Source organism: Pantoea sp. NSTU24 (assembly GCF_050157905.1).
In the GTDB taxonomy this organism is placed as follows: domain Bacteria; phylum Pseudomonadota; class Gammaproteobacteria; order Enterobacterales; family Enterobacteriaceae; genus Pantoea.
In genome coordinates this window covers 2,987,632-3,009,622 of the sequence record NZ_JBKIWZ010000001.1, presented here as the reverse complement: position 1 = coordinate 3,009,622, position 21,991 = coordinate 2,987,632, and the positions used below count along the sequence as shown (strand labels likewise).

Genomic DNA, 21,991 nt, shown 5'->3' with positions numbered 1-21,991 from the left:
TACACAGGTGAAAAAAGTAACGACAGTTTACTCTCATTATCCGTGCAGCATGAAGGTTTGTGTGCGGTAATGCGCGGGGAAAGGAGCTCTCCCGCCGGGCGGCAGGAGAGCATAACGATTACTCGTTGATATCCGGATGCTGCTGCACCAGGTTTTTACGTTTCGCTTCCAGACGGGCGATCTCTGCGTCGATATCTTCGATTTTGTTCTCGATGTTATCGTGATGCTCCTGCAGAATTTCGCGTGCTTCTTCCATGTCAGAGGCCGCCGGTGTCGCGCCTTTCAGTGGCTTGTTCGCCGTCTCTTTCATGAACAGACCGGTAATCAGACCAATCACGGCCACCACCATCAGATAGTAGGCAGGCATGTAGAGGTTGTTCGTCGTTTCGACCAGCCAGGCCGCCAGGGTTGGCGTCAGACCGGCAACCAGCACCGAAATGTTAAACGCACTGGCCAGCGCACTGTAGCGGATGTGCGTCGGGAACATCGCTGGCAGGGAAGAGGCCATCACGCCGGTAAAGGCGTTGAGGATCACCGCCATCAGCAGCAGACCACCAAAAATCATACCCAGTACGCCGCTGTTGATCATCATGAAAGCGGGAATCGAGAAGATCATCAGGGCGAGACTGCCGATAATGACAAAGGGACGACGGCCAAAACGGTCACTCATCATGCCGATCATCGGCTGAACAAACAGCATACCGATCATGATGGCGATGATGATCATCACACCATGATCTTCGCTGTAGTGCAGATTATGGGAGAGGTAGCTCGGCATGTACGTCAGCAACATGTAGTAAGTGACGTTAGTGGCGATAACCAGACCGATACAGGAGAGCAGGCTACGCCAGTGTTTGGTCGCAATCTCTTTAAAGGAGACTTTCGGGCCATCCTGCAGGCCTTCACGGTCGCCCTGTTCCAGTTTATCGACGTGCTGCTGGAAGGCAGGCGTCTCTTCCAGCGCATGACGCAGGTAAAGGCCAATAATCCCCAGCGGCAGCGCCACGAAGAACGGCAGACGCCAGCCCCACTCAAGGAAGTTCTCTTCGCCGATAATTGAGGAGATCAGCACAACCAGGCCTGCGCCCAGCACGAAGCCCGCGATGGAACCAAAGTCGAGCCAGCTTCCCATAAAGCCACGTTTGCGGTCCGGCGAATACTCGGCCACAAAGATCGAGGCACCGGTGTACTCACCGCCTACGGAAAAGCCCTGCGCCATCTTGGCAAGCAGCAGCAGAATCGGCGCCCAGATGCCGATAGACGCATAAGAGGGGATCAGGCCGATACAGAACGTACTGACCGACATGATGATAATGGTAATAGAGAGAATTTTCTGGCGACCATATTTGTCGCCCAGCATACCGAAAAACAGACCACCCAGCGGACGGATGAGGAAGGGCACAGAGAAGGTCCCCAGTGCTGCAATCATCTGAACACCCGGTGACGCGTCGGGGAAGAAGACCTTACCCAGCGCATAGGCAACAAAGCCATAAACACCAAAGTCGAACCACTCCATCGCGTTACCCAGAGAGGCTGCGGTGATGGCTTTACGTAAACGGGCATCATCAATGATAGTAACATCATTGATCCCCATTGGTTTTACACGCTTCCTACGCAATTTCATAGAATTACCCTGTAATGGAACACGAAAGTTCTCAACGGCGCGAGCCGGGTTGAAGCAGTCAGACCGCTGCGTTGAGAAATTTAAGCATAGCCGTAAATAAGCGCTATTCAGGTGTTCGCTGACACAATAATTACTGTTGTAATCATCCCGAACAGCGACAGAGTATACCGTTTTTGTGTGATATCTGTCATGTTTGAGCCAGAGATGGCCATTAAGCGTGCGGATTTACGCTGTTTAGCGACGCACAAAAATTATCACGCTGCGTGACGAATGCTGGTTTTTTCAGCGAATCAGGTTTAAGAAGAGGCGATGACAGCCGAAACCGATAGCGAATAGCCTTTTCGGTCTGACCAGGCCGATCAGGAAACCCGGCAGCGCAGGCGGAAAGCCTGAACACCGCGTGGATATCGGCTGTGTCACCTGCGAGGCTCGCGTCGTCTGCATTCAGGCGCTGATCTCCTGCAACGTCTGAAGGGTGGACGCGTCCTCAACAGGCTGCATACCCTGCTCTGTCAGCCAGGCGATAAGTGCCGCATTACCCATCGGGCGGGCATAGTAGTAGCCCTGAATATAGACAACCCCGCGCCGTTGCAGATAGTGGAACTGCAATGCGTTTTCAACACCTTCACCCAGTACTTTCAGTTCCAGCTGATGGCTGAGCTGGATAATCGCGTCCAGCACCGGGGTCCTGCCTTCAAGGGATTCAATGGCATTGATAAAGCCGCGATCAATCTTGAGATAATCCAGCGTAAAGGTTTGCAGGTAGCTCAGTGAACAGTGACCGGTCCCAAAATCATCAATGGCCACCTTCATGCCATAACCCCGTAGTCGATCCAGTTTGCGCGCGACCTCATGGCCCTCCCGAATCAGACTGCGTTCGGTCAGTTCCAGCGTAATCAGAAACTGCTTGTGCTTTACCCGCTCGGCAAAGTGCAGCATATCGCTGACAAATTCGGGATGCTGCAGATGATCTGCCGCGACATTAATGGCCAGATGAAAACGGGGCGCGACCTGCCAGCTTTGCACATCCTTTACGACCAGATCGAGCAGATGGCGGGTCAGCGGCACAATCATGCCTTCGGCTTCTGCTGCCCCGATAAAAATATCAGGCCGTACGACGTTGCCGTCGGGTGTTATCCATCGCAACAGCACTTCTGCGCCGCTGCAGCATTGCAGCTGGTTATCATAAACCGGCTGATAATGTGCTCTGAACTGACCGCTGGTAATGGCCCGCCGGATTTCATCGCGCCATGACAGACGTCGTTGCAGCCAGTTTGCCACCAGGAGCATCAGCACAACCGAGAAAATAGCGGCCATAGGCATGATAATAAAAATGACCTGACGCCAGGCCGCGATCAGCTCAGCTGGCGGAGCAACCAGCGTCACCGAAATGGGATAACGGCTGGACGACGCCTGATAAACCATCGGTTCAAACCAGCCGGATGCGGCGATTTGCGGATTACCAAATGAGACAGGCGCACCGTCGCTGAACACCATGCGGAAATAATAGAGATGCGTGCTGCTGATAGCACGCATAAAATCAATCAGATACTGACCGTCAATAACGGACCAGAAGCCTTCGCCATCAGGCAGCTGCCGCATAAAAATGACAGCCGGGCGGTCTGGTACACCTGATGTTCCGGCAATGGAGAGACTCCACCAGGCTTTACCCGTGACTGGCGGATCGCGCATGATCATCTCTTTTAATTCGCCTGGCGTTGAGCCAAACGCTGATGAGCAGGCGATTTTACCCTGTTCCATTTTACCAATGGTGCGGAAATACGCATTCAGGGCACCGATTCGCTGAAGCTGGCCTGCAATTTTCTGACAGGGCTGATGCTGAAACTGGCGGAGTTCTGTCACCATATCCCAGGCGCTGTCACTCATTCTTTCGGCCTGCGATAGCAGGGTGCTGGCCGCGTTAATTTGCTGCTGCTGGACGGTATGCCGCGCGTCGATACCCGTAAAGAAAATGCCAATGATCAGTGGTAACAGACCGGCAATAATAATAATCAGCCTGGCGGAGTCCTTTTTATTTTTGAGTCGCGACACCATTAACTCCTCGGAATAATTATTAGTCTCATGGGGAGGGGCTAATCAGTTACGCAGCATAGCATTTCTCCGGGCGGTGCAGATTAGCGTTTTTACTAATCATGAAACTGACTCATGTCAATTATCGACCAGATTTTGCATTTATTGACAGGTTGTTTTACCGGGGTTGGTGTGAGGTATTAAAGTGGGCAAAGAGAGTTAACATTCAGGGTAAAAAGCGGCCTTCGTCACAGCGGATAGCAAAACTCTGGCCCGCCAGCAGGCGGGCCAGAAGAGCGCGTTATACCTGGTCGGAAAAAAAGATCTGTTTAAGTGCCACTTCAACGCCGCGCAGCTCAGCCAGCCCTTTCAGGCGGCCGATGGCAGAGTAGCCCGGATTGGTGCGCTTATGCAGGTCGTCCAGCATCTGATGACCATGGTCAGGACGCATCGGGATCGCCCTGTGCTGGCCGGCCCGGCGACGACGCTGCTCTTCCGCCAGAATCACTTTAATCACGCCGACCATATCGACGTCACCCGCCAGATGGGCCGCTTCATGGAAACTGGCCGGATTCTCCTCGCGTTTTGTGGCGCGCAGGTGAACGAAGTTAATGCGGTCCGCATAGGTCTCTGCCATCTCAACCAGCGCGTTGTCGGCCCGGACGCCATAGGAGCCGGTGCAGAAACAGAAACCGTTATGCAGGCTGTCTACCGTCTCCTTCAGCCACTGCATATCTTCCTGAGTAGAGATAATGCGCGGCAGGCCCAGAATAGGGCGCGGTGGATCGTCCGGATGCACCGCCAGCCGGATGCCCGTTTCTTCCGCGACCGGTACGATGGCACGCAGGAAGGTGGCCAGATGTTCGCGCAGTTTTGCTTTATCAATGCCGTCATACTGCGCCAGTTGGGTCTGGAACTGCTCCAGGGTGTAACCCTCTTCGGCGCCTGGCAGCCCGGCGATAATGTTGCGGACCAGCGTATTCTTTTCCTCATCGCTCATCGCGGCGAAGCGCTGAGCGGCAGCCTGCTGCTCAGTGGTGCTGTAATCCTGTTCTGCACCCGGCCGCCTGAGCAGGTAAAGCTCAAAGGCAGCGAACGCGTCGGCGTCAAAGCGCAGCGCTTTCGCACCATCCGGTAGCGTCCAGGCGAGATCCGTGCGCGTCCAGTCCAGCACCGGCATAAAGTTGTAGCAGACGGTATCAATTCCGCAGGCGGCCAGATTCCGTAGCGATTGCTGATAATTAGCGATATAGCGAAGGTAGTCTCCACGCTGCGTTTTGATCGCTTCGTGAACCGGAATGCTCTCCACCACCGACCAGACCAGCCCTTTTTTCGCCAGTAATGCCTGACGCGCTTTAATCTCCTCAACCGGCCAGATTTCGCCATTAGGAATATGGTGCAGCGCCGTTACGATACCGGTTGCGCCTGCCTGACGCGCATCATCCAGTGAAACCGGGTCGTTCGGGCCGTACCATCGCCATGTATGTTCCATCTTCACTCCTTAACTGTGATGTGGCCCAGTGGTCAGGCCGCTGGACCAAGAGTATGATAGCGGGCAAAACCGGGCCGTGATCCGGATCTCAGCGTGACAAACTGTAGCGGCCGTAACCGGCGTTACGCGCAATAAAGGAGAAGCTAATGACCCTGACGGTAATAAAAACTGAGCGTCTCTATCGCCAGATTGCTAACGCCATCATGGACGGTATTGCGCGCGGCGACTTTGTGGCGGGAGGGCTGTTGCCGCCGGAACGCGAGCTGGCCAGGCAGCTGGGCGTCAGCCGCTCGTCAGTGCGTGAGGCACTGATTGCACTGGAGATGACAGGCTGGGTCGACATCCGCACCGGCACCGGCGTCTTTGTTGCACAGCCGCTGCCGCAGCGCGCCACGCCACAGGAGAGTGAAACCTGTAGTCTGCAGGACCTTCTGCAGGCGCGTGAAACGTTTGAGGCAATGCTGGCGGGCCTGGCGGCACGTCATGGCACTGATGCGCAGCGGACAGCATTGCTGGCGCTGTCCGAAGAACTGCAGCAGCACAATGAGAACGATGCGGCTTTTCTGACGCAGGATAAACGCTTTCACCTGTTAATCAGCGAGATGAGCGGTAACGATGTGCTGCGTGAGATGCTGGAGCAGTTGTGGAACCGCCGCCACAGCCCGCATGTGCAGCGACTGGAACGCCATTTTGCTGATAACAGCGTTGCGCAGAAGATGAATGCCGATCATCAGCAGATAGCTCAGGCGATTATCGCGGGCGATGAACCCGCAGCCCGCCAGGCGATGGCGCGTCATCTGCAGCACGTTCAGCAACAGCTACTTGGTTAATCCACGGGCTCGTTTCGGTCTGCCGGTGCCCAGCATAATCGCCAGACGGCTGCCACCCGGTGTGGTTTCCATCAGGATTTTCGTGATGCTGGTGAGCGGCACCGAGAGCAGCATGCCGACCGGGCCCAGCAGCCAGCCCCAGAATACCAGCGACAGGAACACCACCAGCGTCGACAGGCCAAGACCCCGTCCCATCAGGCGTGGTTCCAGCATGTTACCGAACACCATGTGGATTGCGGTAAACAGCGCCGCCACCATCGCTGCATCGAACAGGCTGTTCAGCAGCAGCGCCTGCAGGAAAGGCGGAATCCCGGCGATAATCGGGCCAATGTTGGGAATAAAGTTGAGGATAAACGCCACGACGGCCCACAACAGCGCGAATTTCACATCCAGCAGAAAGAGCGTCAGCCAGACCGAAAGCCCGGTAATCAGACTCACCAGGGTTTTCAGCGCCAGATAGTGAGTAACCCCTTTCAGCGCCTTATGCAGCCCGGCGATGCGGATTTTCGGGTTCACCAGTGCGTTACGCATTTTGTAAGGCAGATGGTGGACCTCAAACAGCATAAAGACCACGGTCAGCACCAGCAGGACGGTGTTAGTCATTGCGCCGGAAAAACCGCTCAGCGCCGCTCTGGCCAGGTTCATCATGGTATTCGGGTCGAAATGCTGAACCAGCGCATTGGTGGAAATATTGATATGAAAGCCCGCCGCCAGATGTTGCAGCACCGTCATTTTCTGCTCCATGGTGGCGCGCAGCTGCGGATAGAGATTGGAAAACTCGCTCATCGAGCTGGCGATAACCGCGCCCAGCAGGACGATCAGGCAGAAAATCACCGTGATCACCAGCCCGATTGCCAGTCCGCGCCGAAAGCCGCGTCGCATCAGCATTGTGACCAGCGGATTGAGGACGATGGCAAAGAAAGCCGCCAGCAGAAGCGGGACCAGAATATCGGATGCAGCCCGGATACCGGCGAGGATAATGACCAGCATCGCCAGTTTAATCAGAATATTTTGCCCGATCTTTTCCCGTTGCAGCTCGCTCATGCCCTCTCCCGTGACGTCAATTGGCTGTTACCAGTTTAGCTGAAAGAAAATTAACAAGCTGATTTATCAGAGAAACGGTAAATCGCAACGGCAGAATGGCTGGCTAATCAGTACCACTCTATTCTGCGGTTGCGGCCGCACTGGCAGGACGTTTTATCTGACTGACGGCGGCCTGACAGGGCAGAGCCAGCCACCCGGTTGCCGGGCCATTCTGATGCACCGGTCATGAAAGCAGGTATAGTGAAAAGATAAACCTTATCATTCAGCCAACTATGCGCGTGAGGACACATGCCTGAACAGCCTGCAGCGGAACCGAATACGCCAGCCGGAAGCCTGAGCATCTCTCTGCTGATCCTCTCTATCGTAGCCTACAACTTTGTCAGTTATCTCACCATCGGCCTGCCGCTGGCGGTGTTGCCGGGATGGGTTCATGAGCAACTGGGCTTCAGTGCGTTCTGGGCCGGGCTGGTGATCAGCCTGCAGTATGTGGCGACGCTGCTGAGCCGGCCGCATGCCGGACGCTATGCCGATCTCTGGGGGCCCAAAAAAGTGGTGGTGACGGGACTGGTGGGGTGCCTCATCAGTGGTCTGTGTATTCTGCTGGCGGCGCTGATCGCTTCACCGCTGGTAAGCCTGACGCTGCTCTGTCTGGGCAGGCTGATTCTGGGTGTCGGCCAGAGTTTTACCGGCACCGGCACCTCACTGTGGGGCGTGGCGCGGGTCGGCTCGCTGCATATCGGCCGCGTCATCTCCTGGAACGGCATTGTCACCTATGGTGCGATGGCGATAGGCGCGCCGCTCGGCGTAATGATATTCCGGGCGGGTGGATTGCTGTGGCTGTCGCTGGTGATTGTCGCTATCTGTGTCGTGGGGATCGCCTGCGCGGTGCCGCGCCCGGCGGTGAAAGCGAGCCGGGCCAGACCGCTGCCGTTTCGGGCGGTACTGGGAAAAGTCGCCGGTTTTGGCGCCATTCTGGCGATGGGCTCGGCCGGATTTGGCGTCATCGCCACCTTTATCACGCTGTTCTATCAGGAGAGAGGCTGGGAAGGCGCTGCCTTTGCCCTGTCTCTGTTCAGCGGTGCTTTCGTTGGGGCGCGCCTGCTGTTCCCGAATGCCATTAATCGCCACGGCGGTCTGCGGGTCGCCAGCGTTTGTCTGGCCGTTGAAGCGGCCGGGCTGTTGCTGGTCGCCGCAGCAGGCGAGCCCTGGATGGCCAAAGCGGGTGCCTTTCTGACCGGGGCCGGATTTTCGCTGGTGTTTCCGGCGCTGGGGGTGGTCGCCGTAAAAGTGATGCCCCAGCAGAACCAGGGCAGCGCGCTGGCAACCTATACCGCCTTTATGGATCTCTCGCTGGGCATTACCGGCCCGCTGGCCGGGTTCATCATGACATACGCCGGGGTTTCCCGCGTCTATCTGCTGACGGCTCTGCTGGTCTGTGTTGCGTTTTTCTGCACGCTGCGCCTGCAGCGGCGTCAGGCGTTGCAGGCGGCAGATGACGTTTCAGACGAGCAGCGGGCAGGGCGGTGACTCCATTGCATTCGATCCCCGCCTGCAACCTGCATAATGCCGTCGTCAGGCCTGCAACAGTTCAATACTGTGGCGGATCTGGCGCTCAGTCTCTGCCGGGGTCCAGCTGTTAAGCTGGCTGGAGAAAGGCTCAAAGGCGTAGGTGCCTTTATAGCCCAGCTTCTCCAGGCGTCTGACCTGCTCCACACTCTTCAGCACATCCTTGTCACTCAGCATGATGCGCTCCTCATCAGTGAGTTCGGCGGTCGGACGTTGATCTTCTACGCCAGACAGATGCACCAGCCCAATCTGTTCCACGTCGATGCCCGCTGGAAACGGCTGTCCGGCCTCCTCAGAGAGATGATGATGGAAGGTGTCCAGCAGCAGTTTAAAGGGCACGCCTGCCGCCGCGATAAGTTGCTGCGTCTCTGCGCCTGAACGAAGCGAGCTGACAGGAAAACCCAGCGGCTCTACCAGTCCCTGAATGCCGTAATGCGCAAAGCGCGGTGCCAGTTGCTGCATCGCCGCCTGGGTCTGCTGAGGAGAGAGAGCGACACCCTCGTTCAGCGGACACATCACCAGCGCCCTGGCGCCAGTCTGCTGTGCTGTCCGAAGCAGCGCCTCCGCGCGCTCAAGCAGATCGTTATCAATACGGTTAAACGGATAGAGCGCATTGATGGTCACGATATCAATCTGATATCTGTCAGTCAGCGCCCGTAGCTGGTCAACGCTGAGGTCATCAGTGACGCTGCCGCCCGGCATGTCATTGCGCAATTCAACTTTACTCAGCCCCAGACGTTGAACCAGCTGGAAAAAAGCCTCCAGTGAAAGCCGGGGTGCAATTTTACGATTGATGCAGAAACGGGTGGGATCGATAGCCATGTAATGACTCCAGGAAGGGAAAGGGCATGGGGGTTAAAGAAAACATTTATTTCATTAATAATGAATTGTGGAATGATGGGTTTTAGATCTGTCTCGCATTAATTCTTTATCGTATTCCAGGCAGTGGCCTGAGAACCCGACAGGCTTTGCAGTAGTCAGGATCAACCGCGCCCCGGTACAGGCCCGGTCAGGTGCGTGCTGGTCCGGGGTTACAGCTTACGGGCAGCAGGCGCTCTTCAGCGTGAGGGCGACAGAGAAAATGCGATCTGTGCCGCTAAAAGCAAAGTTTCCAAAAAGAACTATTTGAAAAATTTATTCCACTGTAATAGCTTCGTACCACGCTTTCAGGTTTGTCTGGTCAGGCAGCGTGGCAGGTTGCAGGGGCCGTCTGCAGGGAACTTCACCATTTAAAGAGGCAACATCATGACGATCATAGGTAACTTCATTGGTGGTAAAACCACCCTCAGCGCCAGCAATGAAACCATTCCTGTTTACGATCCCGCCACGGGAAACGTTATCCGCGAACTGACACAAAGCACCGCTGATGAAGTGTCCCAGGCGATTGGTGTAGCCCATCAGGCCTTTGCCGACTGGTCGAAAACCTCGCCGCTGCGCCGCGCCCGCGTTCTGTTCAACTTTAAAGCCCTGATGGAGCAGCACCGTGATGAGCTGGCGGCGCTGATTGTCTCTGAACATGGCAAAGTCTGGTCAGATGCGCTGGGCGAACTGACGCGCGGCATCGAAGTCATTGAGTTTGCCTGCGGGATCCCGCATCTGCTGAAAGGGGAGTACTCGCCGAACGTCGGCGGCGGGGTGGACAGCTTCTCGCTGATGCAGCCGGTTGGGGTCGTGGCGGGGATTACGCCGTTTAACTTCCCGGCGATGGTGCCGCTCTGGATGTTCCCGATCGCGCTGGCCTGCGGCAATACCTTTGTGCTAAAGCCCCCGGCGCTGGATCCGTCGGCCTCGGTGCGCATGGCTGAACTGCTGACCGAAGCGGGCCTGCCTGATGGGGTCTTCAACGTAATCCACAGCTCGAATGAGGATGCTGAACAGCTCTACAAAGATCCCCGTATTGCGGCGGTCAGCTTCGTCGGCTCGTCGGGCGTAGCAGAACATATTTATAAAACGGCCAGCGCACATGGCAAACGCGTTCAGGCGTTTGGCGCGGCGAAAAACCATGCGATTGTTATGCCGGATGCCGATCTGGATGCCACCGTTAACGCCATCATGGGCGGGGCGTTTGGTTCGGCCGGTGAGCGCTGTATGGCGCTGCCGGTCGTGGTCGCGGTAGGCGATGATACGGCCGACAAACTGATTGCCCGCCTGACACCGCTGGTGAAGGCACTGCGCATTGGCCCCGGCATGAATCAGGGCGCGGATGAGAATGAGATGGGACCGGTGGTCTCGGCGGCACACCAGAAGAAAGTGCTGGGTTACATCGACAAAGGCGAGCAGGAAGGAGCGAAGCTGGTGGTCGATGGTCGTCACGTCCAGGTTGAAGGCCACGCCGAAGGTTACTATGTCGGCGGCACACTGTTCGATAACGTCACCCCGGACATGGTGATCTGGCGTGAGGAGATTTTCGGACCGGTGCTGAGCATCATGCGCGCACCGGACTACACCCAGGCGCTGCAGCTGGTGAACAGCCATGAGTTCGGCAACGGCAGCGCGATTTTCACCAGCAACGGGCATATCGCACGTGAATTTGTGCAGAACGTTGAAGCGGGCATGGTGGGCGTCAACGTGCCGGTGCCGGTGCCGATGGCGTTTCACAGCTTCGGCGGCTGGAAACGTTCCGTCTTTGGCGCACTCAATGTCCACGGACCGGATGGGGTGCGCTTCTATACCCGCATGAAAACTGCCACCGTGCGCTGGCCATCCGGCCAGCAGACCGTGTCTGAGTTCAGTATGCCGACATTAGGTTAATCAATTTCAACGCTGTTCAGGATGCGCGACCGGCAGGCTACTCTGCCGGTCGCGCTATTCGCTGGCTCCGCGCAGCGAGGTCCCGCAGCGTTAATCGTGACAGAGAGGAGGATCAGGATGTCTTTACTGGCGAAAGCTCAGGCCCCTGACGCGCAGGGCCGTATCCAGCATGTCACACCAGAGCGGGCAGGCTGGCGTTATGTTGGCTTTGATGCCTATCTGCTGAAAAAAGGGGAAACCCTGCACCTGAGCAGCGGTGACAAAGAGCTGTGCCTGGTGCTGGTTGCCGGGCTGGCCTCAGTCAAAACCCGCCATGCTGAGTTCCCCGGTATCGGTCAGCGCATGTCGCCCTTTGAGCGCGTGCCGCCCTATTCCGTTTATGTGCCGCATGATGATGAAGCGGTTGTTTACGCGGACAGCGATCTCGAGCTGGCCGTCTGTAATGCACCCGGCCAGGGAAACCTGCCGGCACGCCTGATCGCACCCGCAGATGTCGGCGTCGAACATCGCGGAAAGGGCCGCAATCAGCGTCTGGTTCACAATATTCTGCCTGACAGTGAACCGGCAGACAGTCTGCTGGTGGTTGAGGTTTACACCAATGAGGGCGACACCAGCTCTTATCCCAGCCACAAGCACGATCAGGAAGAAAGTGAAAACGAAACCTATCTGGAAGAAACCTACTATCACCGTTTCGATCCTGAGCCGGGTTTTGCCATGCAGCGCGTTTACACCGACGACCGTTCGCTGGATGTCTGTATGGCCCCCTACAATCGCGATGTGGTGATGGTGCCGCGCGGCTATCATCCGGTGGCGACGCTGGCGGGCTATAACAACTACTATCTGAACGTCATGGCCGGGCCGGTGCGGCTGTGGAAATTCAGCTGGGAGAACGATCACGCCTGGGTGAACAGCGACGCCTATCCACGTACCAGGTAGTGCCTGAACGGTTTCAGTCAATCAGAAGGGCAGCCCATGGGCTGCCCTTTGTGCTATGCGAACAGGCTGGCGTCAGGAGGTTTCAGCGTTGTTCAGCGCCAGTGAAACCGCCAGCGTCTGTGCCAGGCAGAGCGAGGCGACCTGAGAACGGAAGCCATCGACCTGGGCCTCACGCACTACAAAGCAGACATCGCTGAAGGCGGCCAGCGGGCTGACCTGGCTGTCGGTAATGGCGATTTGATGCGCGCCGCGTTTGGCGCCCATCTCCACCACTTCAACCGCTTCACGCGCATAAGGGGAGTAGCTGATCGCGATGACCACATCTTTCGGGTTTACCAGGCTGAGCTGCTCGGTAAACATCCCGCCCAGGCCATCAATCAGGAACGCACGGCGCTCCAGATGGCGCAGCGCATAAACCAGATAAGAGGCGACGCTGAAAGAGCGGCGCAGGCCAATGACATAGATATTCTCCGCCTCGTTCAGCAGTTTCACTGCTTTATTGAGTTGCTCCGGATTGACCTGCATCGCCAGCTGCTGCAGCGCCTGGCTGTTCACCATGGTAAAGACATTCAGGATCTCCGCCGGGCTCTCCGGCGCACTGGCGCTGTCGTCGGTCGCGGTCTGACGGAACAGGCGCGCACGCTCGGTGTAGTTGACCGTCTCCTCCATCAGGTGCTGACGAAAAACCTGTTTCATTTCGTTGAAGCCACTGAAGCCAAACGCATTGGCAAACCGGATCAGCGTTGAAGGCGGCACATCGGCCTGCTGGGCTATCGAGGCGACGGTATCAAAGGCGATACTGTTACTGTTATCAAGGATGTAGCGCGCAACCTGTTTAAGCCGCTTACTCAGCGTTTCGTAGCGGCGACGAATATCGTCCTGCAACAGAGAAAGTTGGGTAGGATTATTGTTCATTACTTCTGCCCGTGTCCTGAAAATAATGGCTGCATAATGAGCGCTATAGTACCAGATGGATGGAAAATTTCATTTGTTTGCGTCAGCAGCATGGTTTATTTCATGTCTTTATGAAATGGTTCACAGATTAGCCTCAGCGCGCCGGATTGCGCTGCCCTGCAGCCAGTAACCGTGTAAACCGGCACTGAAAGTCTGCGGGCAAGAAGTGTGTAGCGGGCAAAAATGGCATTCAGGCTGGGATGACCACAAAATGCTGAAAATCGGGCCTGGCAGCAGCGGATGCGCTTAATGAACAGGGAACGGGGTCAGCAAAGGACCGCGTCGCGGGCCGGACATACAGAAATGGCGACGTCTGCGTCTTTCCGGACTGACCCTTTTCCCTGCTCTGCACAGGTTCACAACAGCCTGTGCAGAGCAGGTCAGAAAAGCTAACGCCATCCCGCCCGGGAGGGCGTCTGACAGAACAGCAAATCAGGCGCGGGCAGCGCGCCAGTGCGCAATCAGGCGCAGATAATTACCTTTCACGGTTTCAATCAGCGCCTCATCATCCAGCTCACCCTGCAGCCACTGGCGCGAAGGCTGACCAAAGATGGTGCGACCTACCGCGAAACCTTTAACCCAGGGCGCATTCGCTGCCGCCGCAAAACCGGCTTTTAGCTTCTCTTCGGGCGCATCCAGACCCAAAAGCAGAATGCCGCGACAGTAAGGGTCCTGCTGCTCAATCAGGCTGCCAATTGTCTGCCAGCATTCGGCTGAAAGCGGCGGCAGCTTCCACCAGTCAGGCTTAATGCCCAGGCTGTAGAAGTGGCTCAGCATCTCCACGTAAAAGGCCTCGCGCCTGTCCGGCTGACTCTCAGGCAGAATCACCTCCAGCAGCAGCTCGTGACCACTTTTGTTACAGCCTTTCCAGACATCAAGCAGCAGCGCATCCTGCTCTTCACGCAGTTCAGCGCTGTCATGGGGATGATAAAAGACCAGACATTTCACGACGTGTTCCGCAGGCCAGTCGATCAGCTGGGAGCCGATGTTGCCATGCTCCAGGCGCAGCGGACGTGAGCCCGGCAGCTCGATCGGGCGACCAATCCACCAGTTCTTCCCGGTGATTGCATTCAGCGTTTTCTGACCGTAGGTGGTATCAGCCAGAATACCGCTTTTATTCTCTAATCCCGCCTCATCCGCCGCCTGCTGTGCGGCTTTCAGCAGCAGAAGCTTCAGCGGCGGGATGAGGCTTTCATCGACACCCGCTTCCTGGGCCATCTCCGCCAGCTGTTTGCGGTGGTCAAAGGCGAAGACATTCAGCTCCGGCCACGACTGCCTGCGGGTGGTGACGCGGTGCAGATGGTTAAGGCGAGGGTCGAGGTCGGGGCGGTTTACCGCGTCATCGCGGCTCAGGAAATCATCCAGCTCCGCCCGGGTTGGCATGGCGGGCGCGCAGCCGTGGCGAGAAACCACCAGCGCACCGCAGGCGTTGGCGTAGCGGCACGCCTGCTCCCAGCCCTCATCGTTCAGCCAGCCACGCAGCAGACCCGACATAAAGGCGTCGCCCGCGCCCAGCACGTTAAGCACATCCACCCGCACGCCCGTATGCAGCTGCGTCTGGTTCCAGCTGTCCGGGATGTCACCCTCAAACACCACACAACCCAGCGGACCGCGTTTGCAGACCAGTGTCGCCGGGCTCGCCTTACGCACATTCTTCAGTGCAGTCAGGGTATCGGTGCTGCCACCGGCAATATGAAACTCCTCTTCGGTGCCGACGATCAGATCGAAATAGTGCACCACTTCCTGAAGCTGCTGAGTGACCTGAGAGGACTCAATGAAACGGGTTTCGCCATCGCCTGGCGAGGTCAGCCCCCACAATACCGGGCGATAGTCGATATCCAGTGCGGTGCGCAGCCCGTGCCGGCGGGCGATATCCAGCGCTTTCAGTACTGCTGCCCGTGTCTGTGGATGGGACAGGTGAGTACCGGTTACCGCCACTGCGCGGGAGGAGGTAATAAAAGCTTCATCGATATCCTCCGGCACCAGGCCCATGTCGGCACAGTTATCGCGGTAGAAAATCAGCGGAAATGTCTCTTCATCTTTGATGCCGAGGATCACCAGGGCGGTCAGGCGCCGGGGATCGGTGATCAGCGCATCGGTGTTACAGCCCACACGCTGCAATGCTTCGCGCAGAAAGCGGCCGTTGTGCTCATCACCCACGCGCGCCAGCATTGCCGATTTCAGTCCCTGGATGGCGGTGCCATAGGCGACGTTGCCCGACGATCCCCCCAGATATTTCGCGAAGGAGGTGACATCTTCCAGTCTTGCCCCGATCTGCTGGCCATAAAAATCAACGGCGATTCGCCCGATACAAATCACATCAAGCGGCTTCTGTTCTGTACGCATACCTGTGGTTTCCTTCTGTGATTAGCCGGGCGGATGTAACGAGTAAGGCACGCACGGCTCCCGGGTCTGTGAATGTCTGACTGGCTGTAGCGGCAGTATGAGGAATAAATATTCCATATACAACACAGAATGAAATATCCGTCGCAAATATGTGAACCAGGTAAAACTCCGTATCCTCTTTCGCTGGCGTGGAGGCAGCTATTTCAAGGCGTGTCATGTCAGGCTTGTGAGGGCGATCGCAGGAATCTCTTTGTGGCCAGGGCACCCTGAATAATTGAAACGAATTTTTTCATCCCTGTTCTGACACGGTAAAACGTTCCGGATTTCCCTGCCGGTTTTCCCCGCCAGACCCGCCGCAGCCGCTAAATTTGATCTCACTCGCAAAATGAAATGTTTCTTCTGTAATCATGTTTTATGAAAAATATATTTGTTTATAATCGCCTCACGTTTCAGTTATTCCGGTCGCCTGTTCCGTCGATGACCACATAAGGCGGGATGTCGCGGAGGTCGGGGTCCACCAGCATGTAAGGATGAATATGGGCACAATCAGACTGACCACGGCACAGGCGCTGGTTAAATTTCTGGATAATCAGTTTATCGATGTGGATGGCGTCGAAACGAAGTTTGTCAAAGGCATCTTCGCCATCTTTGGTCACGGCAACGTGCTGGGGCTAGGCCAGGCACTGGAGCAGGATAGCGGCGATCTGGTGGTGTGGCAGGGCCGTAATGAGCAGGGCATGGCCCACGCCGCCACCGGTTTTGCCCGCCAGTCACTGCGCCGTCAGATTATCGCCTGCAGCTCCTCTGTGGGGCCTGGCGCGGCCAATATGATCACCGCGGCGGCGACGGCGACCGCCAACCGTATTCCGCTGCTGCTGCTGCCCGGTGATGTCTTCGCTACCCGCCAGCCCGATCCGGTGCTGCAACAGATCGAGCAGAGCTACGATCTCAGTATCAGCACCAACGACGCTTTTCGTGCCGTCAGCAAATACTGGGATCGCGTCAGCCGCCCCGAGCAGCTGATGTCCGCCTGTATCAATGCCATGCGTGTTCTGACCGATCCGGCCGAAACCGGTGCGGTCACGCTGTCGCTGCCGCAGGATGTGCAGGGTGAAGCCTGGGACTATCCGGACTATTTCTTCCGGAAACGGGTGCACCGGCTGGATCGTCGCCTGCCCGTAGCGGCACAACTGGCCGATGCGCTGACGCTCATCACCCGTAAGCGTAAACCGATAATTATCTGCGGCGGAGGGGTAAAGTACGCCGAAGCGGGCGAGGCGCTGCGCCAGTTCGCCGAACGCTATCAGATCCCCTTCGCTGAAACCCAGGCGGGCAAAGGCACGCTGGTTTCAGACCATCCCCTGAATCTGGGCGGTATCGGTGAAACCGGCTCGCTGGCCGCTAACCTGCTGGCGAAAGAGGCCGACTTAGTGATCGGTATCGGCACCCGCTATACCGACTTTACTACCGCCTCGAAATGGATTTTTCAGCATCCCGATGTCAGCTTTCTGAACGTTAACGTCAGCAATTTCGACAGCTATAAGCTGGATGGTGTCCAGCTGCTGGCCGACGCCCGTGAAGGGCTGACGGCGCTGACGGCCGGACTGGCCTCACAGCACTACAGTAACGACTGGGGCAGTCAGATTGCACAGGCGCAGCGCCAGCTGCTGGAGGAGACGCAGCGCGTCTATCAGGTTGAATATCACGATGGCGACTTTGTGCCGGAGATCGCTGACCATCTTGATCGCGCAGCCGTGTTCGCTGAATTTCGCCGTCTGACACAGTCCCTGCTGACGCAAAGCAGCGTACTCGGCACCCTCAACGCACAGCTGCCAGAAGACGCAGTGATCGTGGCGGCCGCAGGCAGCCTGCCCGGCGACCTGCAGCGCGTCTGGCGCACCAGAGATTACAACGCCTACCACGTCGAATATGGCTACTCCTGTATGGGCTACGAGGTCAATGCAGCACTGGGCGCGAAGCTGGCCCAGCCGCAGCGCGAGGTCTATGCACTGGTCGGTGACGGCTCCTTCATGATGCTGCACTCTGAACTGGTCACGTCGGTTCAGGAAGGCGCGAAGATCAACGTGGTGTTGCTGGATAACATGACCAACGGCTGTATCAACAACCTGCAGATGGAACACGGCATGGACAGTTTCAGCACCGAGTTCCGCTTCCGTAATCCGGAGAGCGGCAGGCTGGACGGCGGCTTTATCCCGGTCGATTTTGCCGCGATTGCCGCCGGTTATGGCTGTAAAACCTACCGTGTGACCACGCTGGAGGAACTCAACGCCGCGCTGGAAGATGCACGTACTCAGACCGTTTCCACCCTTATTGACATCAAAGTGCTGCCAAAAACCATGATCCACAAATATTTCAGCTGGTGGCATGTCGGCGTGGCGCAGGCTTCAAAAACTGAACGTGCGCAGGCAGTGGCAGAAAAGCTCAACAGCCATCTGGACCAGGCACGAAAGTATTAATTTTAAGAGCCATTTTCCTCTTCTCCGTACGAACCCTACACAGGTGTAATTATGACTTTAAGACTTGGTGTTATCGGTACAGGTGCAATTGGTCAGGAACATATTCGCCGTTGCAGCCATGTGCTGCAGGGTGCCCGGGTCGTGGCCGTCTCTGACATTAACGTCGATGGTGCACGTGCCGCCCTCCAGCGCCTGAATATCGAGGCGGAGGTGTTTCAGAACGGCCATGATGTCATTCAGTCGCCCAGTGTCGATGCGGTACTGGTGACTTCATGGGACCCGACCCACGAAGAGTTCACCCTGGCGGCGATTGCCGCGGGTAAGCCGGTGTTCTGTGAGAAGCCGCTGGCGATGAGCGCCGAGGGCTGCCGCCGGGTTGTCGATGCGGAGATTCAGGCGGGAAAACGTCTGGTGCAGGTTGGTTTTATGCGTCCTTACGATGCGGGCTACCGCGCGCTGAAAAAGGTGATCACCGACGGCGACATTGGTGAGCCGCTGATGCTGCACTGCGCGCACCGCAACCCGACCGTGCCAGAGAACTACACTACGCCGATGGCGATTACCAACACCCTGATCCACGAACTGGACGTGCTGCGCTGGCTGACCAGCGATGACTACAAAACGGTGCAGGTGGTCTTCCCACGCGTGACGTCAAAGTCACACGGTCAGCTGAAAGATCCGCAAATCGTGCTGTTTGAAACCCAGAAAGGGGTACGCATCGACGTCGAAATCTTTGTGAACTGCGCGTATGGCTATGACATTCAGTGCGAAGTGGTCGGGGAAGAGGGCATTGCCCGTCTGCCGGAACCCTCTTCAGTGCAGTTACGCAAAGATGCCCGTCTGTCGAATACCATCCTGGTGGACTGGAAAGATCGCTTTATTGAGGCCTATGACGTTGAGCTGCAGGCGTTTATCAACGATATCCAGGCAGGCCAGCTGACCGGCCCATCCGCCTGGGATGGTTTTGCTGCCTCTGTGGCCGCAGATGCCTGCATTAAAGCGCAAAACAGCGGTGCCATTGAGCCGGTAGAGATGCCGCCGCGTCCTGCTTTTTACAACTGATTTCGCCCTGAATGCGGCCCGGGAACACGACAATGAACAAAGAGAACGTAAAACTGGCGATTGCGCCGATCGGCTGGACCAATGACGATATGCCGGCGCTCGGCAGTGAAAATACTTTTCAGCAGACGGTCAGCGAGATGGCGCTGGCTGGCTTTACCGGCAGCGAAGTCGGCAGTAAATATCCCCGCGACCCGGCGATTCTGAAACCGATGCTCGACATTCGCGGTATCGAAATCTGTAATGCCTGGTTCAGCACCTTTTTCGCCCGTGGCGACAGAGAGAAAACCCTCAGGGAGTTCACGGAGCACATGAACTTCCTGCATGCGATGGGCGCACGGGTGATTGGCTGTTCGGAGCAGAGCAAAAGTATTCAGGGCACCGAGCTGGCGGTGTTTGAACAGAAACCCGTTTTCACGGATGAAGAATGGCGCTTAACCGCAGAAGGCTACAACGAGCTGGCGCGGATCGCGGCAGAGAAAGGAATGCGCGTCACGCTGCATCATCACATGGGCACCGGTATTCAGACTACGGAAGAGATTGATCGCTTTATGGCGATGACCGATGAGCAGGTCGGTTTGCTCTATGATACCGGCCATGTCTACTACTCTGAGGGCTCACAGCAGAAGATGCTGGCAGTGCTGGAAACCCATCTGCCGCGTATCTTCCACGTTCACCTCAAGGATGTGCGTGATGAGGTGGTCGCCGACGTCCGGGAGAATCATCTTTCGTTTCTGGAAGGGGTCAAAAAGGGCACCTTTACCGTGCCGGGTGATGGCGTGATCGACTTTACACCGGTCTTCCGGATTCTGGATGATTACGGTTATAAAGGCTGGATGGTGGTGGAAGCAGAGCAGGATCCGGCACTCGCGAATCCCTTTGAATATGCGGTCAAAGCCCGCAGATACATTCGCGAGCATGCAGGATTGTAATACGGTTTTACGCTGACAGGCTGACTTCTCTGCCAGGCAGGGAAGTCAGCCTGCCGGTTTACTTCAGAGTAATGCTTTTCACAATCGTGTCAGCGTCGCTCTGCGCCTGCTGCTGATTGTCGCCTGGCAGCGTAATCTGCAGTGTCAGAAGCTTGCCATCCACTTTCGCCAGAATCACCGAAGACCATGAGGTCTGATTGTTGGCGGAAATCACAGTATCCAGCTGCTGCGCCGGCTGATCTTTCAGCGTCACCGATTTGTTCGACACGACCTGCAGCTGCGGGTCACGGTTACGCTGCTGCTGCTCCATACGCTGCGACAGCACATCCAGCCCGTCACTGGTTGGTTCGCCCGCAATCACGATAATGGCACGCGCGCCGGTTTCATCCGCATAGACGTGCATGTTGGTAGTCTGTGAACCCAGCTTACCGCTTTTATCTGACATGCCAGGTGGCAGTGAGAAGCTCAGCTTGCCATCCATCAGCGTGACGGTCTGCGCTGACTGACTGGCGCTGACGCCGTTGTCATTCGCCGCATCCTCTTTCTTCTGGTCACAGGCCGCTAAGCCCAGCACCAGTAAACTCATTCCTACATATTTCACCAGCTTGCGCATCAGAATCCCTTTTTCAGTTTCCGGTCAGGCATTAATACAACAGGAATCAGGCTGCAAACGCAACCTGATGATTGTCAGAAGATCTTAGCGGAAATTGGCCGGAATGGCAGGGCGGCCAGGCGTCGGGTGAGTCAGACGCCTGTTTGTCCGTCAGCCCCTGACGTCTGAAGAACCTGGCTTAGCCGAAGTTGACCTGGCGGGTGGCCTGACGTTCAGCCAGGCGCTTCAGCGCCGCATTGAGTAGCACACCATAGGCGGGCAGGAAGAAGACCATGCAGATCAGCACCTTGAAGCTGTAATCTACCAGGGCGATCTCGACCCAGTGCTGCGCCATAAACGCATCGGGGCTCTTGTAAAACGCGATAAAGAAAAAGGCCAGCGTGTCGCTGATGTTGCCCAGAAACATGGCGCAACCCGGTGCGACCCACCACTGGGGCAGCTGGCGCAGGCGGTTGAAGACATGAACGTCGAGGATCTGACCCAGCGCGTACGCCATAAAGCTGGCGCAGGCGATACGGGCAACGAACAGGTTCATCTGTTCCAGCGCCTGCCAGCCCTGCCATTCGCCCTGATAAAAGAGGGCAGAGATGCCATAGGAGATGAACAGTGCCGGGATCATCACCGCCAGAATAATGCGTCGGGCCAGCGGTGCGCCAAAGATACGCACGGTGAGATCGGTCGCCAGGAAGATAAACGGAAAGCTGAACGCGCCCCAGGTGGTGTGGAAACCAAAGATGGCAACCGGCAGCTGGACCAGATAGTTACTTGAGGTGATCACCAGCAGGTGAAACAGCGACAACCAGAAAAGCGCATGCATGCGCTGACGTGAAGAAAATGCGAGCATAGTCGACCTTTTTAATGTTGGGGTGAGGGAACCCATTGCGCGACACCGTTCGAGCGATGACGGGCAGTTTTATGAGCAAAAAGCGGCGGCATCTTACCGCGTTGTGCTTTTTATGCAATGGTTAATTTTAACGCAATCGTTATCGCCTTGCGTCGCCGCCTGCACGCGCTAGAATGAGCGCCCCTTACCTGAACCGAGTCGATTATGAGCGATGCTTTTTCCTCTGCCGACCATCAGCTGGATGCCCGCGGCCTGCGTTGCCCGGAGCCGGTCATGATGGTGCGCAAAACCGTACGCAGCCTGCAGGATGGCGAGACGTTGCTGATCATCGCCGATGATCCGGCCACCACCCGTGATATTCCTGGTTTCTGCCGCTTTATGGAACACGGCCTGCTGGCACAGCAGACCGATACGCTGCCCTATCAGTTCCTGATCCGCAAAGGCATGGCGGGTTAACGACGGCCGGACAGGCCGCCGTTAACCTCTGCCCCC

General features: G+C 56.8%; 17 protein-coding genes. 8 read left to right on the top strand and 9 right to left on the bottom strand.

The genetic code is table 11. From position 1 onward, the window contains the following. Nucleotides 1-118 precede the first annotated feature (118 nt). The 3 genes from proP to uxuA all read right to left on the bottom strand — a co-directional run bounded on the left by proP (nt 119) and on the right by uxuA (nt 5,147). Nucleotides 119-1,624, bottom strand: coding sequence for a glycine betaine/L-proline transporter ProP (proP, locus tag ACLHDD_RS14395; RefSeq protein WP_427104627.1), 1,506 nt, complete (start codon nt 1,622-1,624; stop codon nt 119-121). Between the two features lie 444 nt (nt 1,625-2,068). Next, nucleotides 2,069-3,679: an EAL domain-containing protein gene (locus ACLHDD_RS14390; protein ID WP_427104626.1), complete on the bottom strand. Its 1,611-nt coding sequence runs from the start codon at nt 3,677-3,679 to the stop codon at nt 2,069-2,071. A 277-nt stretch (nt 3,680-3,956) separates the two neighbouring features. Next, entirely contained in the window at nt 3,957-5,147 is a 1,191-nt protein-coding gene (gene uxuA, locus ACLHDD_RS14385) for a mannonate dehydratase (protein WP_427104625.1), read from the bottom strand. Between the two features lie 146 nt (nt 5,148-5,293). Here uxuA and ACLHDD_RS14380 point away from each other — a divergent pair, with 146 nt between their 5' ends. Beyond that, nucleotides 5,294-5,977 carry a FadR/GntR family transcriptional regulator gene (locus ACLHDD_RS14380; RefSeq protein ID WP_427104624.1) on the top strand — a complete coding sequence of 228 codons (684 nt, stop codon included), beginning with the start codon at nt 5,294-5,296 and terminating at the stop codon, nt 5,975-5,977. Here the strand turns inward: ACLHDD_RS14380 and ACLHDD_RS14375 are convergent. Continuing rightward, on the bottom strand, nt 5,966-7,021 hold the full coding sequence (locus ACLHDD_RS14375) for an AI-2E family transporter (protein ID WP_427104623.1): 1,056 nt from the start codon (nt 7,019-7,021) through the stop codon (nt 5,966-5,968). The two genes, ACLHDD_RS14380 and ACLHDD_RS14375, sit on opposite strands and share 12 nt — an antisense overlap. Nucleotides 7,022-7,309: 288 nt before the next feature. On the opposite strand from ACLHDD_RS14375, the gene ACLHDD_RS14370 reads away from it, so the two are divergent. Further along, nucleotides 7,310-8,548 carry an MFS transporter gene (locus ACLHDD_RS14370; RefSeq protein WP_427104622.1) on the top strand — a complete coding sequence of 413 codons (1,239 nt, stop codon included), beginning with the start codon at nt 7,310-7,312 and terminating at the stop codon, nt 8,546-8,548. Between the two features lie 45 nt (nt 8,549-8,593). Here ACLHDD_RS14370 and ACLHDD_RS14365 read toward each other — a convergent pair whose 3' ends face one another. Next, entirely contained in the window at nt 8,594-9,409 is an 816-nt protein-coding gene (locus ACLHDD_RS14365; RefSeq protein WP_427104621.1) for a TIM barrel protein, read from the bottom strand. Between the two features lie 423 nt (nt 9,410-9,832). Between ACLHDD_RS14365 and ACLHDD_RS14360 the strand changes: the two genes are divergently transcribed. Together ACLHDD_RS14360 and iolB are read left to right on the top strand one after the other, a co-directional pair. Then, the gene (locus tag ACLHDD_RS14360; protein WP_427104620.1) at nt 9,833-11,338 is read left to right on the top strand and encodes a CoA-acylating methylmalonate-semialdehyde dehydrogenase; all 1,506 of its coding nucleotides are present in this window, start codon (nt 9,833-9,835) and stop codon (nt 11,336-11,338) included. A gap of 117 nt (nt 11,339-11,455) precedes the next feature. After that, nucleotides 11,456-12,274 (top strand): 5-deoxy-glucuronate isomerase, encoded by an 819-nt coding sequence (gene iolB / locus ACLHDD_RS14355; RefSeq protein WP_427104619.1) that lies wholly within the window; start codon nt 11,456-11,458, stop codon nt 12,272-12,274. A 72-nt stretch (nt 12,275-12,346) separates the two neighbouring features. On the opposite strand, the gene ACLHDD_RS14350 is transcribed toward iolB, so the two are convergent. After that, nucleotides 12,347-13,189, bottom strand: a complete 843-nt coding sequence (locus ACLHDD_RS14350) for a MurR/RpiR family transcriptional regulator (RefSeq protein ID WP_293773263.1) — start codon at nt 13,187-13,189, stop codon at nt 12,347-12,349. A 471-nt stretch (nt 13,190-13,660) separates the two neighbouring features. Further along, nucleotides 13,661-15,574, bottom strand: a complete 1,914-nt coding sequence (locus ACLHDD_RS14345; RefSeq protein ID WP_427104618.1) for a bifunctional 5-dehydro-2-deoxygluconokinase/5-dehydro-2-deoxyphosphogluconate aldolase — start codon at nt 15,572-15,574, stop codon at nt 13,661-13,663. Nucleotides 15,575-16,110: 536 nt separating this feature from the next. Between ACLHDD_RS14345 and iolD the strand changes: the two genes are divergently transcribed. The 3 genes from iolD to iolE are packed head-to-tail and all read left to right on the top strand — an operon-like array spanning nt 16,111 to nt 20,042. After that, entirely contained in the window at nt 16,111-18,051 is a 1,941-nt protein-coding gene (gene iolD / locus ACLHDD_RS14340; protein WP_427104617.1) for a 3D-(3,5/4)-trihydroxycyclohexane-1,2-dione acylhydrolase (decyclizing), read from the top strand. Nucleotides 18,052-18,102: 51 nt separating this feature from the next. Beyond that, nucleotides 18,103-19,113 carry a Gfo/Idh/MocA family oxidoreductase gene (locus ACLHDD_RS14335; RefSeq protein ID WP_427104616.1) on the top strand — a complete coding sequence of 337 codons (1,011 nt, stop codon included), beginning with the start codon at nt 18,103-18,105 and terminating at the stop codon, nt 19,111-19,113. Between the two features lie 32 nt (nt 19,114-19,145). Next, complete coding sequence (iolE, locus tag ACLHDD_RS14330; protein ID WP_427104615.1) at nt 19,146-20,042, top strand: myo-inosose-2 dehydratase; 897 nt, start codon at nt 19,146-19,148, stop codon at nt 20,040-20,042. A gap of 58 nt (nt 20,043-20,100) precedes the next feature. Here the strand turns inward: iolE and ACLHDD_RS14325 are convergent, their stop codons facing one another. Together ACLHDD_RS14325 and ACLHDD_RS14320 are read right to left on the bottom strand one after the other, a co-directional pair. Beyond that, nucleotides 20,101-20,655, bottom strand: coding sequence for a DcrB family lipoprotein (locus ACLHDD_RS14325; protein WP_427104614.1), 555 nt, complete (start codon nt 20,653-20,655; stop codon nt 20,101-20,103). A gap of 178 nt (nt 20,656-20,833) precedes the next feature. Beyond that, complete coding sequence (locus ACLHDD_RS14320) at nt 20,834-21,499, bottom strand: 7-cyano-7-deazaguanine/7-aminomethyl-7-deazaguanine transporter (protein ID WP_427104613.1); 666 nt, start codon at nt 21,497-21,499, stop codon at nt 20,834-20,836. 204 nt (nt 21,500-21,703) lie between these two features. Between ACLHDD_RS14320 and tusA the strand changes: the two genes are divergently transcribed. After that, a complete protein-coding gene (tusA, locus tag ACLHDD_RS14315) occupies nt 21,704-21,955 on the top strand; it encodes a sulfurtransferase TusA (protein WP_010253330.1) in 252 nt (83 codons plus the stop codon). The last annotated feature ends 36 nt before the right edge of the window (nt 21,956-21,991 follow it).